Below are 14093 nucleotides of genomic sequence, written 5' to 3' on the forward strand. Positions count from 1 at the left end.
TTGCACGTCGGTCACGCTCCGCCTCTTGCCCGACAATGCGCCCGCGTTCAATTCAGCCGGCATTCAACCGACTCTCCGCAACGGGCCGTGCCGCATGCTCCAGCGCTTCGTGCCCGTTCTGACGCTGCTGCTGGCCGCCCCGCTGGCGGTATCGGCGCGCGCGCCCGATCCGGGCTGGGGCGGGGTCCAGTACGCGCAGCTGACGATCCACGAGCGGCTGATCATCCGCATCCCGCGCGTCGCCCCCGCGCCGCGCGGCGCCCGCGTCGTCACCCCCGCGCCGGTCGAATGGCAGGAGAAGCGCGGCCCCGAGTGCCTCCGCGTCACCGCGCTGACCGGCGCGGCGATCGACACCAAGGGTGACGTCGACCTCGTCATCGAGGGCGCGCGCCGCATCCGCGCCAAGCTCGATGACGACTGCCCGACGCTCGACTTCTACGCCGGCTTCTACCTGCGCCCGACGAGCGACGGCCAGATCTGCGCCGGCCGCGACGCGATCCGCTCGCGCTCGGGCGCTTTGTGTCCGATCAGCAAGTTCCGCACCCTGGTGCCGAAGAAGCGGAAGTAGAGGCTGACCTACGGGGGGCGCTCATCTTTCTTCAGCGTCATCCTGAACTCGTTCCAGGATCCACCGCCTTGCAGGCGCCGAGGCACTTGAGTGCGCGGCAGCGTGGATCCTGCAACGAGTTGAGGATGACGGCAGGGGAGAAAACGGGCAAGCGCCAGCGACGGGTCCCCTCCCGCACCGCCGTCGCCCCGCATTCTCCTTGACTTCTCACCGCGGATAGGGAAGCGCTCGGCGCCAGGCTATCCCTGCGGTTCCGCCCGCGCCCCACAGCCCGGACATCTGCATGAGCTTCGCCGATCTCGGCCTCTCCGACGAACTTCTCCGCGCCGTCGGCGACACCGGCTATACCGAGCCGACACCGATCCAGGCGAGCGCGATCCCGCCCGTGCTGATGATGCGCGACATCATCGGCATCGCGCAGACCGGCACCGGCAAGACCGCCAGCTTCGTGCTGCCGATGATCGACATCCTCGCGCACGGCCGCAGCCGCGCGCGCATGCCGCGCAGCCTGATCCTCGAGCCGACGCGCGAGCTCGCCGCGCAGGTCGCGGAGAATTTCACGACCTACGGCAAGTATCACAAGCTCTCGATGGCGCTGCTGATCGGCGGCGTGCAGATGGGCGATCAGGTCAAGGCGCTGGAGAAGGGCGTCGACGTGCTGATCGCCACGCCCGGACGGCTGATGGACCTGTTCGGCCGCGGGAAGATCCTGCTCACCGGCTGCTCGATGCTGGTGATCGACGAGGCCGATCGCATGCTCGATATGGGGTTCATCCCCGATATCGAGGAGATCTGCACCAAGCTGCCGGCGACGCGCCAGACGCTGCTGTTCTCGGCGACGATGCCGCCGCCGATCAAGAAGCTCGCCGATCGCTTCCTCAGCAATCCCAAGACGATCGAGGTGGCGCGCCCGGCCAGCACCAACGTCAACATCACCCAGTGGGTGGTGCCCGTGAAAGGGACCTCGTTCGAGAAGCGTCGCGTGCTGCGCCAGCTGCTCGGCCGGGACGACGTGCGCAACGCGATCATCTTCTGCAACCGAAAGACCACTGTACGCGAGCTCAACAAGAGCCTGCAGCAGCATGGCTTCGCCAGCGGCGAGATCCACGGCGACATGGACCAGCCGGCGCGCCTCGCCGAGCTCGACAAGTTCAAGAAGGGCGAGGTGACGATCCTCGTCGCCAGCGATGTCGCGGCGCGCGGGCTCGACATCAAGGGCGTCAGCCACGTCTTCAACTTCGACGCACCGTGGCATCCGGACGATTACGTCCACCGCATCGGCCGTACCGGGCGCGCCGGCGCGACCGGCGTCGCCTACACGCTGGCGGCGCCCGACGACATCGAGAACATCGAGAATATCGAGAAGCTCACCGGCCAGAAGATCGCGCGACTCGAGGCGCTGCCAGGCGCCGATTCGAGTGCGGGACCGGAAGCGGCCGAAGAGGAGCGTCCTCGCCGCGGACGCGAGCGCAGCCAGCGCCGCGGGCGGAGCGAGGCGGCGCCCGAGCCGATCGCGACCGAGTCCGCCCCGGAGGAGTCGAGCACGCGTCCGCGCCACGCCGCGCGGCCGGCGCGCGACGAGCGCCCGGCCCGCACCGAGCGACCCGCGGCCGAGCCGCGTACTGCCGCGCCGCGGCAGGAGCGCTACGCCGACCGCCGCCGCGAGCGAGACGAGGCGCCCGACGACGGCGGCTGGAACGGCCCCGTGCCCGACTTCCTGCGGGTGACGCTGACGGTCTGAGCGCGCGCGCATCCTCCCGCCCGCGATGCGTTATAGCCGCAGGTGAGGCGACGGAGCGCGAGACGGATGGGCAAGGATCACGGCGACAAGCATGGTGACGGGCACGCTAGCCTGGAGGATCTGCAGCTAGCACTCGTGCACACCCAACAGGCGGCAGCGCGCAGCGGCGAGCGCGTCGTTTTGGTGCTGGAGGGGCGCGACGGCGCGGGCAAGGACGGCGCGATCAAGCGCATCGTCGAGCATAGCTCGGTCCGTGCCACGCGCGTAGTGGCGCTGCCCAAACCGTCTGACCGCGAGCGCACGCAATGGTATTTTCAGCGCTACGTCGCGCATCTGCCCGCCGCGGGCGAGTTCGTGATCTTCAACCGCTCGTGGTACAATCGCGCCGGGGTCGAAGTGGTGATGGGCTTCTCCACCGCTGCCGAGCAGGCGGAGTTCCTGCGCGACGCGCCCGATTTCGAGCGCATGCTGGTGGAGAGCGGGATCAAGCTGGTCAAGCTGTGGCTCGACATCAGCAAGGACGAGCAGCGCGAGCGGCTCGAGGCGCGGCGCGAGGACCCCCTCAAGGCGCTCAAGGTCTCCGACATGGACGCGGTCGCCCAGTCGAAGTGGGACGATTACACCGCGGCACGGGACGTGATGCTGACGCGCACCCACACGCCGCTGGCGCCGTGGCACTGCGTCCGCGCCGACGACAAGAAAGCGGCGCGCCGCGCGATCCTCGCGCACCTGCTCCACCGCGCCGCGCCGCCCGAGATCGCGCGCGAGGTGCCGCTCCCGGACCCCGACGTGCTGTTCACCTTCGAGGCGGCGGCGCTCAAGGACGGCCGGCTGGCGGCCTGAGGCGGACGCCAGGGAGCGACCTTGCGGCAATCCTTCCTTAAAGGCTTCCGCTGCGATCCTCGTCCCGTCATCCCGGACTTGGTCCGGGATCCACCGTGCCGCAGACCCTTGAAGCGTTGCTTTCGCGGACCAGTGGATCCCGGAACAAGTCCGGGATGACGGGAAGTGAAGAGCGCTCCGAGGACAACGGCGGGCGGAGGAGCATCGTCTAGCGGAGGATCAACGGAGTCCGCGGCCGCCCTTACCAACTCATGTTAGGGCAGCACGCTTGCCCCTATCCCCGCGCGGGTGCATCAGGCGCGCATCCTCCAGCTCAAGGAGCAACGATGCGTTCCCTTGCCGTCGCCACCGTCGTGGCGCTGATGTCTTCCTCTGCGGTCGCGCAGACGCTCAGCCCGACCAACCCCTTCGCCCAGCCGAGCACCCTGCCCTATCAGGCGCCTCCCTTCGACAAGATCAAGGACTCGGACTATCTCCCCGCGCTCGAGGCGGGGATGGCCGAGCAGCGCCGCGAGATCGCCGCGATCGTCAACGTGCGCTCGATGCCGACCTTCGAGAATACGATCGCCGCGTTGGAGAAATCGGGCCGGCTGCTCGAGCGCGCGGCGCTCGCCTTCTCGGGCGTCAACGGCGCCAACACCAACGACACGCTCCAGAAGACGCAGGAGGTGCTCGCCCCCAAGTTCGCCGCGCACCAGGACGCGATCAACCTCGATCCGCGCCTCTTCTGGCGGGTGAAGACGCTGTACGACCAGCGCGACACGCTGAAGCTCGACGCCGAGCAGCGCCAGGTGCTGACGCTGACCTATGAGAACATGGTCCATGCCGGCGCGCAGCTGAACGACGCCGACAAGAAGGCGCTGAGCGCGCTCAATGCGCAGCTCTCCACGCTGGAGACCGCGTTCCAGCAGAAGCTGCTCGCCGCCGCCAAGGCGGGCGCTCTGGTGGTTGACGATAAGGCCAAGCTCGCCGGCCTCTCCGACGCCGAGATCGCCGCCGCGGCGGATGCCGCCAAGGAGCGCGGCCTCGCGGGCAAATATGTGCTGACCCTGCAGAACACGACGCAGCAGCCGGCGCTGGCGACGCTCACCGATCGCGCCACGCGCGAGGCGCTGTTCAACGCGAGCTGGACCCGCGCGACCAAGGGCGATGCCAACGACACGCGTGCGACGATCAGCCGGATCGCGGCGCTGCGCGCGCAGAAGGCCAAGCTGCTCGGCTTCGCCACCTGGGGCGACTACGTCCTGTCGGATCAGATGGCGAAGACGCCCAAGACTGCGCTCGCCTTCATGCGCCAGCTCGGCGCGCCGGTCGCGGCCGAGCAGAAGCGCGAGGCGGGCGAGCTCCAGGCGCAGATCAAGGCCGAGGGCGGCAGCTTCGCGCTCAAGCCGTGGGATTGGGATCTCTATTCCGAGAAGCTGCGCAAGGCCAAGTACGACCTCAACCAGGACGAGCTGAAGCCCTATTTCGAGATCAACAAGGTGCTGACCGATGGCGTGTTCTACGCCGCCAACCAGCTCTACGGCGTCACCTTCAAGCGCCGCACTGACATCCCGGTCTACCAGCCCGACGTGATGGTCTATGAGGTGTTCGAGGGCGACGGCCGCACGATCGGGTTGATGTACTTCGATTATTGGAAGCGCGACAACAAGAACGGCGGCGCCTGGATGTCGAACTTCGTCAACCAGGCGAAGCTGCTCGGCACCAAGCCGGTGATCTACAATGTCGGTAATTTCACCAAGCCGGCGGCGGGTCAGCCCGCGCTGATCACCTTCGACGACGTGACGACGATGTTCCACGAGTTCGGCCACGCGCTGCACGGACTGTTCGCGAACCAGACCTATCCGTCGGTCTCGGGCACCAACACCGCGCGCGACTTCGTCGAGTTCCCGTCGCAGTTCAACGAACATTGGGCGCTCGATCCCAAGGTGCTGCCGCACTATGCGGTCAACTATCGCACCGGCGCGGTGATTCCGGCCGAGCTCGTCGGCAAGATCAAGCGCGCCGCGACGTTCAACACCGGCTATTCCTTCGGGGAGGCGCTGGCGGCGGCGGAGATGGACATGAGCTGGCACTCGCTCCCCGCTAGCGCCGGCCAGCAGGACGCCGACGCGTTCGAGGCCAAGGCGCTGGCCGAGACCGGGCTCGACACCGCCGACGTGCCGCCGCGCTATCGCTCGAGCTACTTTCTCCACATCTGGGGCAACGGCTATTCGGCCGGCTATTACGCCTATCAGTGGACCAAGATGCTCGACGCCAATGCCTACGACTGGTTCGAGCGCAATGGCGGCATGACCCGCGCCAACGGCCAGCGCTTCCGCGACATGATCCTGTCCAAGGGGCACACCGAGGACTACGCGCCGATGTTCCGCGCCTTCTACGGCAAGGACCCGGAAGTGGCGCCGCTGCTCCACAACCTCGGGCTCAACGCGGACGGGTCGCGCGTCGCACCATGACGAGGTGCGGGGCCCTGCCGGTGACGCGGGGGTGCTCGGCCGGCAGCCACAGGCATTCGTAAGCTAGCCCCTCCCCTTCAGGGGAGGGGGCGTCATGACGGCCGTGCTGACGTCCCGCGACAGGCTGGCGTGAGGACCGCGCCCAGCGATCCCGGTCTCGACAGGCTCCGTCCGACCGCCCCGTCGACAGCCGACCCGAGCGGCGCCGCTCCCGCCTATCGCGCCCGGCGCAGCACCCAGGCGATCGTCGCGCCGGCGGCGGGGGCGAGCGAGTCGATCACGATCTGCTTGGTTGGCACCAACCGACCGTGCGGGTCGCTCCACACGCTGTCCTCCACCGTCAGCCGGTCGGCGCGCGCGCGCAGCTGCCAGAAGGCGCCCGACGGGGTGCGCAGCATCGCCGCCTGCGCGTCCGCGGTGGCGACCGCATCGACCCCCGGGCCGAGATGGAAGCGCAGTGCCAGCGGTGTCATCGCCCCTTCGACGCGGCGGCCCCAGCGCGCCGGCTGCGGCGCGGGCAGCACCGCATCCTCGCCGCGCAGCTCGCCGCCGTCGGCGGTGAGCAGCAGCGTGCGCTGGTGGACGAAACCGAAGCGACGGGCATAACCGTCATGGCGTGCCTCGATCCGGCTGCCCACGTCCGACTCCTGCCGCGCCAGCTCCACCGCGGTGACGCCGCGGCCGAGCGTGCCGTCGGCGTTGAGCGCGGTCGAGTTGGTGTCGGCGATCACCAGCGTGGAGTGTGCCGCGGTGGTGCGCAGCGCCTGCGCCATCGCGTCGTTGCCGCGCGCGCGGGCGTGGCCCGCGCCGCCGCAGCTGACGATCAGCCGCTCGGCGCCGTCGGAGAATTCCAGTGCGAGCGTCGCGGCGCAGCCGCCGTCGGGTACCAGGGCGGCGGGCGGCGGGGCGGCGTCGACCAGCAGCACCGCGCCGCCCGCGCTCAACCGCTGATAGCCCCAGTCGCGCGACTGGCGCAAAGGTCGCCCGAACGCACCGCTCGCCTGCAAGGCGTCGTTGATCCGCGTGGCGTCGAGCGGCAGCCCGCCCTGCCAGCTCGCCAGACCGCCGTCGCCCATTGCGCTGCCGAGCAGCGCCGGCGTCGCGCGCGTCAGCGCGGCCGCGAGCGCCTCGGGGAGCGGCTCGCGGCGCGAGTCGTAGAGTGCGCGCAGCAGCCCGATCGCCTCCATGACGGAGAGCAGCTGCGCCGGCGAGCGGCTGATCACGCCACCGTCGTCGCTCAGCGCGCCCGCGAGCGCGCGCGTGAAGCCCACCTCGCCGACGCTGCGCCGCGTCTCGCCGCCAGGCAGCAGCAGCCCCGCCGCGACCACGCCGCCCCAGGCCAGCACGCGCGGCGCTCCCGCCGGCGCCTTGTCGGCGGTGCGGTCGAGGTGACGCGCGCCCCGCGCCATCGCGGTCAACACGCGCGAGCGCGCCACGAGGTTGCTCGATGAGAGCAGCAGCGGCGCGTGGAACAGCAGCATCAGCAGCCGCCGCGCGGCGACGTCGGGGCGCCATGCCGGCTCGGTCGGTCGCTCGCCGTGCGCCATCAGCCAGCGCTGCGCCAGCGTCTCGGCGACGGTAGCGGCGCGCTCGCGCTCACCCGTCGCGGCGAGGTCGCGCAGCCACGCGAAGCCGTGAAGATAATCAGTGAAGCCCGGCCGCATCGGGGCGAGCGGGTCGAGCTCGGCGATGGCGCGCTGCTCGCCCGCGGCGAACAGCCAGCCCTCGAGCAGCGCCTCGCCCGCCAGCTCGTCGCCGGGGAAGGGATCGACCGGCACCGCGAGCAGCTTGGGCGGGTGTTGCCCGTCGAGCCGACGGTCGTGCAGCGGGGTGCGCCAGGTCAGTCGCTCGAACCAGCGCACCACCTGCTGCGCCAGCGGCGCGCCGGTCGCGGGGGCGGCGCGCACCAGCCGCTTGCCCGGCTCGATCTCGTCGTGATGTGTCAGTCCCTCGCGCGCCCCGGGGCCGCGACCGTGTCCGTCCGTGCCCATCGTGTCAGTCGCCCCGCAGCGCGCGGATGTTGGCGGCGTAGCACTCGGGCCCGCCACGGAAGGTGGCGGTACCGGCGACCAGCGCGTCGGCGCCGGCGTCGATCGCGCGGCGCGCGGTGTCCCGGTCGATCCCGCCGTCGACTTCGAGGTCGATCGCACGGCCGATCGAGTCGATCATCTTGCGGATCGCGGTGATCTTGCGCAGCTGGCTGTCGATGAAATGCTGTCCGCCGAAGCCGGGGTTGACGCTCATCACCAGCACCAGGTCGACCATGTCGATCAGATAATCGAGCATCTTGGCGGGCGTGGCGGGGTTGAGCACGACGCCGGCGCGCTTGCCCAGCGACTTGACGTGCTGGATCGTGCGGTGGACGTGCGGCCCGGCCTCGGGATGAACCGTGATCGTGTCGGCGCCGGCCTCCGCGAAGGCGTCGAGATAGGCGTCGACGGGGGAGATCATCAGATGGACGTCGAACGGCTTGGCGGTGTGCGGGCGCAGCGCCTTCACCACCGCGGGGCCCATCGAGATGTTCGGGACGAAATGGCCGTCCATCACGTCGATGTGGATCCAGTCGGCGCCGGCGGCGTCGATCGCGCGCACCTCCTCGCCCAGCCGCGCGAAGTCGGCGGAGAGGATCGACGGGGCGATGCGCACGGGTCTGTTCATGCGCGCCGAGGTAGCGCGATGCGGCGTCGGGTTAAAGCCGCGTGAGCCGCGCGACGAAGAAGCCGTCGCACCCGCCTACCGCCTCGACCGTTCCCGGCAGGGTCCGGATCCAGCCTTCGCTGGTCGGGACAACGCCTTGCGGCAGCTCGGCTCCCGTCGGTGCTGCCAGCGCGAAGTCGTCGCGGGCGGCGAGGAAGCGGGTCAGCTGCGCCTCTCCCTCCGCCGGCTCGAGCGAGCAGGTGGCGTAGACGAGAGTCCCGCCCGGCGCGACCCAGTCGGCGGCGCGGTCGAGGATGCGCGTCTGCAGCTCGGCCATCTCCGCGATCGTGGCCTCGCCGGCACGGTGAAGCACGTCGGGGTGGCGGCGGAAGATGCCGGTGGCGCTGCACGGCGCGTCGACCAGCACCGCCTGCGCGGGCGCGTCGGGCGACCAGTCGAGCACGTCGGCGAGCGCGATGTCATAGCCGAGCCCGGTACGATCGCGGTTGTCGCGAAGTCGCGCCGCGCGACTCTCCGACACGTCGACCGCGGTGACGGCATAGCCCGCCGCGGCGAGCTGGAGCGTCTTGCCGCCCGGCGCGGCGCACAGGTCGAGCGCGCGCGCTCCCGGTGCCGCTCCGGTGGCGAGCAGCCGCGCGGGGATCGAGGCGGCGAGGTCCTGGACCCACCAGGCGCCCTCGGCATAGCCGGGCAGCTCGCTCACCGCGCCGGCGCCGGCGGGCAGACGAACATGGCCGGGGGCGAGGCTGGTGCCGCCGAGCCGCTCGACCCAGTCGTCGGTCGTGCCGGAGTCGCGCAGCGTGAGGTCGAGCGGCGGCGGCGCGGCGATCGCGCGCGCCGCGGCGGCGACCATGTCCTCGCCCCAGTGCGCGCGCCAGCGCTCGGAGACCGGGGGGAGCAAGGTCGGCACCTCAGGCAACGTGGCGCCGCCGCGCATCAGTGTGCCGAATACGCCGTGGACCAGTCGCTTGGGACCGCCGTCGACCAGCGGTAGCACCGTGGCGATGGCGGCGTGCGGCGGCGTGCCCAGCGCGAGTGCCTGGACCAGCGCGACACGCAATACGAAGCGGGCCTTGGCGTCGTCGGGCAGGCGCTGGCGCGTCGCCGAGTCGATCAGCGAGTCGAGGTCGGGCAGGCGGCGCAGCGTCTCGGCGGCGATGGCATGCGCGAGCCCGCGATCGGGGCCGCCGGGAAGCGCGCGCGTGGCGAGCGCAAGCGCGGACTCGAGCGGCTCGCCGCGGCGAAGCACCGCGTCGAGAAGGCGTAGCGCGGCGCGGCGCGCGGCGGTGCCGAGCGGGTCGGGGCCGCGGGCGGGGCGGGCGGGCTTGGCCGGTCGGGCGGAGGGGCGCGCCATCTCAGCGCGGCGCGCGCGGGTTGAAGCATGTCATTCCCGCGCATATGTGCCTGTCGACGCGAGCGATCAATCGGAAGGACGTCCGCATGGGCCAGCGCCCCGACCACGTGAAACCGCCGGCGCACCTCAGCCCCAACCCGCCGGTGCCCGCCCCGGAGCCGCTCGACCGGCCCGCCCAGGACCCGCTCGGTCGCGACCCGGTGCGCTACGGCGACTGGGAGCGTGACGGGATCGCGATCGACTTCTGAGGCACGCCGCCTCGCCGTTGGTGTTCGGCCTCTCCTCAGCGCGAAGGGGGCAGACACGGTGTCGCCTCAACCGTCGACCCGCAAGGTCACCAGCACGGTTCGCGGCGCGCCGGGCAGGTTGAGCAGCGGCGAGGTGCCGTGCCCGGCGACGATGTAGTGCGTGTCGCCGAGATTGTAGCCGTTGAGTTGGACGCGCGCCGCGCCGACGCGGCACCAGGCCATCGCGTCAGCGGTGATGTAGCGCGGCAGCACCGTCGTGTTGGCCGGGTCGGCCCAGCGGTCGCCGACATAGTTCAGCCCCCCGCCGATGCCGAACCGGTCGGCCACGTCCTCGGTGACGAAGAGATGGGCGGCGTGGCGTGGGGTAATGGTCGCGCGCTTGCCCGCGAAGGCGGGGTTGGCTGAGGCGGTGACCCGCGCGTCGAGGTAGGAGTAGCCGGCGATCGCGTGGAGCCCCGCGGCGAGGTCGAGCTGTCCGGAGAGCTCGATCCCGCGCGTGCGTTGCGTGCCGATCGGGATCAGTTTGGTCGGCTCCGCCGGGTCGGCGCCCTTGATCCCGGTGCGACGCAGTATGAAACCTGCCGCCTCGAGCGCGAGCCGCCCGCCGAAGAGCGTGTACTTGGCGCCGACCTCACGGTTCACGGTTCGCTCGGGCGCGAGCTCGGCGTTGTTGGCGGCGAGCGCGAAGGTCTCGGCAGAGGGCTGGTAGCTGCGGCTCCACGCGACGTAATAGGATTGCGCCGCGTCGGGCTGGAGCACCAGCCCCGCGCGCGGGCTCCACGTCCGGTCGAGACGCGCGAGATCGGGTTGGCCGGGCAGCAGCTGGCGCGTGCGCTGCGCGAACCAATCGTGCCGCGCGCCGACCAGCGCCTTCACCCCGTGGCCGAGATCGGCGAGATCCTGAAGGTACAGCGCCTGGGTCTCGAGCGTGGTGCTGGTGCGCGCGCTCAGCGCGGTGAAGCTGGCGTTGTCCACCATTGGCAGCACCGGGTCGAACAATGCGGTGCGAGCGACCACGCGGTGCGCGTAGGTGCTCGCGTCCTTGAGCTGGCGCGCCGCTTCATAGCCGTAGAGCAACTGGTGCTGCGTGCCGGCGAGCGCGAGCGTCTGGGTCAGCTCGGCCTGGTTGGACCAGCCCTCCTCGCGCCGATCGATCCGATTGTGGCGCAGCGTCACGGAGAGCGTCTTGGGATCGACCGCGTCGGGCAGCGTACCGTGGCGCTCGAGCGCATAGTCATAGTGGCGAAAGCCGTCGCGGAAACGCAGCCCGTCGGCGATCCAATGTTCGAGCACCGCGGTCTGCGACAGCACCCGGCTCTGCGTGGTGTCGGCGTCGCGGGCGTTGGCGGCGCCGTAATAGGTGCGGGGCGGCACGTCGACGGGCCGGCCGTTCAGCGCGGGGATGCCCATGTCCATCAGCCGGCGGTCGCGGACATAGTCGGCAACGGCGTAGAGGCTGGTCGAGCCGCCCTGCACCAGTAGCGAGGGCGCCAGTGCGACGCGGCGCAGGAACTGCTGGTCGCGGTAGCTGTCGCTGTCCTCATACGCACCGGTGAGGCGCAGGCCGACCCCGCTCGCCGCGGTGTAGCGGCCCAGGTCCCACTCGGCGCGCCGGCGGCCGAAGCTGCCGCCGGTGAGCGTGGCGGAGGTGACGTCCACGTCGGGGTGCTTGAGCACGCGGTTGATCAGTCCGCCCGACGAGCCGCGCCCGTACAATACCGCGGCGGGCCCCTTGATCACCTCGACTCGCTCGATGTTGGAGAGGTCGCGGAAGTAGAGGGCGTCGTCGCGGAAGCCGTTGACATATTGGTCGGCGATCGCGCTGAAGCCGCGGATCGTGACCTGGTCGCGCTGGCCGTCGCCGGTGGAGAAGCCGACGCCGGGCACATTCTTGAGCGCGTCCTGCAATGACAACGCACGCTGGCCGCGCAGCACGGCGGCGGGGACGACGGCGATCGACTGTGGCAGGTCACGCAGCGGCGCGACGGTCTTGGCCGCGGCGGTGTCGACCGCGCCGTAGCCGTCGCGCCTGCCGGTGACGACCACGTCGTCGTCGCCCGGTTCGCCGGCAAGCGCAGTGCCGCTCATGATGAGCAGCGGTACGGTTAGGGCGGTCGCCCAAGGTGCACGCATTGATGGTTCCCGGTTGGACGCACCGTCACCACCCATTTCCATCTCAACCACTAATGCGTGTCAATCTTAACTGGCGATTTGGAGGCTCACTTTGGCGAAGGCATCATCATTGTAGCGTGCATGATTCCGCATGAAGGTGCTTGTTTGATTGCGCAACAGCGCTACAGAACATGCATGAGCAATGATCTTTCGGAGCAAAGGCGCGAGACAATCGCGTCACGCCTAATGGCGGGGCGCCCCGTCGTGGCCGCGGCGCTAGCAGCAGAGTTCGCCGTGTCCGAGGATGCGATCCGGCGCGACCTGCGCGCACTCGCCGCGGAGGGTCGCTGCCGCCGCGTCTACGGCGGCGCGCTCCCGATCACCGCGGCCACCCGGCCGCTCGCGGCGCGCGCCGACGAGGCGACGGCGGCCAAGCGCGCACTGGCGCGTGCCGCGGCCGAGACGATCAGGCCGGGCGAGCGGATCTTCCTCGACGCGAGCAGTACCCATCTCGCGCTGGTCGAGATGCTGCCGGACCAGGCCGAGCTCACGCTCGTCACCAACGCGCCCGACGTCGCCGCGGCGGCGCTGCGGCGCGGTGACGTGGCGGTGCTGCTGCTCGGCGGCATGGTCGACGCAGCGGTCGGCGGCTGCGTCGACGCGGTCGCGGTCCAGGCGGTGGTACAGGTGCGGCTGGACCGCGCCTTCGTCGGGGCCTGCGCGGTCGGCGACGAGGGCGTCGCCGCCTTCCATCACGCCGACGCCAGCTTCAAGCGCGCGGTGATCGCGCGCGCGGGGCAGGTGATCGTGCTCGCCACGACCGACAAGCTCGGTGCCGACGCGGGCTACCATGTCGCCTCGCCCGGCGAGGTCGCGCTGCTGGTGATCGAGGAGGCGACGACCGCCGCGCAGCGCCGTGAGCTCGACGCCGCCGGCTATCCGCGGCTGCTGATCGCGCCGGTGGCATGAGCGCAGCTTCCTCCGCCGACCGGCCCGCGACGCGGCTGGCGACCCGGCTCGCCTTTCTTGTGGCCGGCTTCGGCATCGCCTGCTGGGTACCGCTGGTGCCGCTCGCCAAGGCGCGCCTCGGCGTCGACGACGCCGGACTGGGTCTGCTGCTGCTGTGTATCGGCGCGGGCTCGGTCGCGGCGATGGTGGCCACAGGGCCGCTCAGCGCGCGGCTCGGCAGCCGGCCGGTGATCGTCGCGGGAGGGGTCGCGCTGGCCGTGCTGCTGCCGACGCTGGCCGTGGCCGCCACGCCGATCACGCTCGGCGCGCTGCTACTGCTGTTCGGGGCCGCGCTCGGCTCGCTCGACGTGGCGATGAACATCCACGCCGTCGAGGTGGAGCGCGCCGCGGGGCGGCCGCTGATGTCGGGTTTCCACGCGCTCTTCAGCATCGGCGGCTTCGCCGGGGCCGCGCTGATGACGCTGCTGCTCAGCCGCAGCGTCGCGCCGCTCGCCGCGACGCTCGCCTGCGGGCTGCCGATGGTCGCGGCGATGGCGGTGGCGACGCCGCGGCTGCTCGCCGCGCGCGCCGAGCCGGGGCCGTCGTTCGCGCTGCCGCGCGGCATCGTGCTGCTGCTTGCGCTGCTGGCGATGGTGACCTTTCTGGTGGAGGGCGCGATGCTCGACTGGAGCGCGCTGCTGGTGGTGCAGCGGCGGCTCGCCCCCGCGGCCCAGGCGGGGCTGGGCTATATCCTGTTCGCCGCGGCGATGACCGCAGGCCGGCTCGGTGGTGACGCTCTGGTGGCGCGGCTGGGCGATCGGCGCACCCTCACCGCGGGCGGGCTGCTCGCCTGCGTCGGGCTGGCGGCGCTGCTGGCGCTGCCGGCACCGTTCGCGCTGGGCGGCTTCCTACTGGTCGGTCTCGGTGCCTCCAACATCGTGCCCGTGCTGTTCCGCCGCGCCGGGTCGCAGCGCCGCATGCCGCCCGCGCTCGCGATCGGCGCGATCACGACGCTCGGCTATGCCGGGGTGCTGGTCGGGCCGGCGGGGATCGGCGTCGCCGCCGCGGCGGTGGGGCTGCCCGCATCCTTCTGGGCGCTGGCCGCGCTGCTCGCGCTGGTGCCGCTCACCGCCCGGCGCGCGGCCGGCGAGGCCTGAGGCGGCCG

The 14093-nt window shown here is 71.2% G+C and carries 11 protein-coding genes; 7 read left to right on the forward strand and 4 right to left on the reverse strand.

What is annotated here, in order from left to right; all coding sequences use genetic code 11:
* Window positions 1–94 precede the first annotated feature (94 nt).
* The 4 genes from FHY03_RS11400 (at window position 95) to FHY03_RS11415 (ending at window position 5608) form a co-directional block, all read left to right on the forward strand.
* Window positions 95–568 (forward strand): hypothetical protein, encoded by a 474-nt coding sequence (locus FHY03_RS11400; RefSeq protein ID WP_183922189.1) that lies wholly within the window; start codon window positions 95–97, stop codon window positions 566–568.
* Between the two features lie 283 nt (window positions 569–851).
* Window positions 852–2309, forward strand: a complete 1458-nt coding sequence (locus FHY03_RS11405; RefSeq protein ID WP_183930839.1) for a DEAD/DEAH box helicase — start codon at window positions 852–854, stop codon at window positions 2307–2309.
* A gap of 66 nt (window positions 2310–2375) precedes the next feature.
* A complete protein-coding gene (gene ppk2 / locus FHY03_RS11410) occupies window positions 2376–3152 on the forward strand; it encodes a polyphosphate kinase 2 (protein WP_183922185.1) in 777 nt (258 codons plus the stop codon).
* A gap of 326 nt (window positions 3153–3478) precedes the next feature.
* Entirely contained in the window at window positions 3479–5608 is a 2130-nt protein-coding gene (locus FHY03_RS11415) for a M3 family metallopeptidase (protein WP_183922183.1), read from the forward strand.
* Between the two features lie 215 nt (window positions 5609–5823).
* Here the strand turns inward: FHY03_RS11415 and FHY03_RS11420 are convergent, their stop codons facing one another.
* The 3 genes from FHY03_RS11420 to FHY03_RS11430 are packed head-to-tail and all read right to left on the reverse strand — an operon-like array spanning window position 5824 to window position 9620.
* A complete protein-coding gene (locus tag FHY03_RS11420) occupies window positions 5824–7599 on the reverse strand; it encodes a heparinase II/III family protein (RefSeq protein WP_183922181.1) in 1776 nt (591 codons plus the stop codon).
* 4 nt (window positions 7600–7603) lie between these two features.
* Window positions 7604–8266 carry a ribulose-phosphate 3-epimerase gene (gene rpe, locus FHY03_RS11425; RefSeq protein WP_183930841.1) on the reverse strand — a complete coding sequence of 221 codons (663 nt, stop codon included), beginning with the start codon at window positions 8264–8266 and terminating at the stop codon, window positions 7604–7606.
* 31 nt (window positions 8267–8297) lie between these two features.
* Window positions 8298–9620 (reverse strand): RsmB/NOP family class I SAM-dependent RNA methyltransferase, encoded by a 1323-nt coding sequence (locus FHY03_RS11430; protein WP_183930843.1) that lies wholly within the window; start codon window positions 9618–9620, stop codon window positions 8298–8300.
* 86 nt (window positions 9621–9706) lie between these two features.
* Between FHY03_RS11430 and FHY03_RS11435 the strand changes: the two genes are divergently transcribed.
* Window positions 9707–9868, forward strand: coding sequence for a DUF1674 domain-containing protein (locus tag FHY03_RS11435; protein WP_183922175.1), 162 nt, complete (start codon window positions 9707–9709; stop codon window positions 9866–9868).
* Between the two features lie 66 nt (window positions 9869–9934).
* Here FHY03_RS11435 and FHY03_RS11440 read toward each other — a convergent pair whose 3' ends face one another.
* Window positions 9935–11956 carry a TonB-dependent siderophore receptor gene (locus FHY03_RS11440; protein ID WP_221190129.1) on the reverse strand — a complete coding sequence of 674 codons (2022 nt, stop codon included), beginning with the start codon at window positions 11954–11956 and terminating at the stop codon, window positions 9935–9937.
* 219 nt (window positions 11957–12175) lie between these two features.
* On the opposite strand from FHY03_RS11440, the gene FHY03_RS11445 reads away from it, so the two are divergent.
* Both FHY03_RS11445 and FHY03_RS11450 read left to right on the forward strand, forming a co-directional pair.
* Window positions 12176–12949 carry a DeoR/GlpR family DNA-binding transcription regulator gene (locus FHY03_RS11445; RefSeq protein WP_183922171.1) on the forward strand — a complete coding sequence of 258 codons (774 nt, stop codon included), beginning with the start codon at window positions 12176–12178 and terminating at the stop codon, window positions 12947–12949.
* A complete protein-coding gene (locus tag FHY03_RS11450; protein ID WP_183930847.1) occupies window positions 12946–14085 on the forward strand; it encodes an MFS transporter in 1140 nt (379 codons plus the stop codon). The genes FHY03_RS11445 and FHY03_RS11450 overlap by 4 nt, the downstream gene beginning before the upstream one ends.
* Window positions 14086–14093: the final 8 nt, after the last annotated feature.

Source organism: Sphingomonas sp. BK345 (assembly GCF_014193845.1).
GTDB lineage: Bacteria > Pseudomonadota > Alphaproteobacteria > Sphingomonadales > Sphingomonadaceae > Sphingomonas.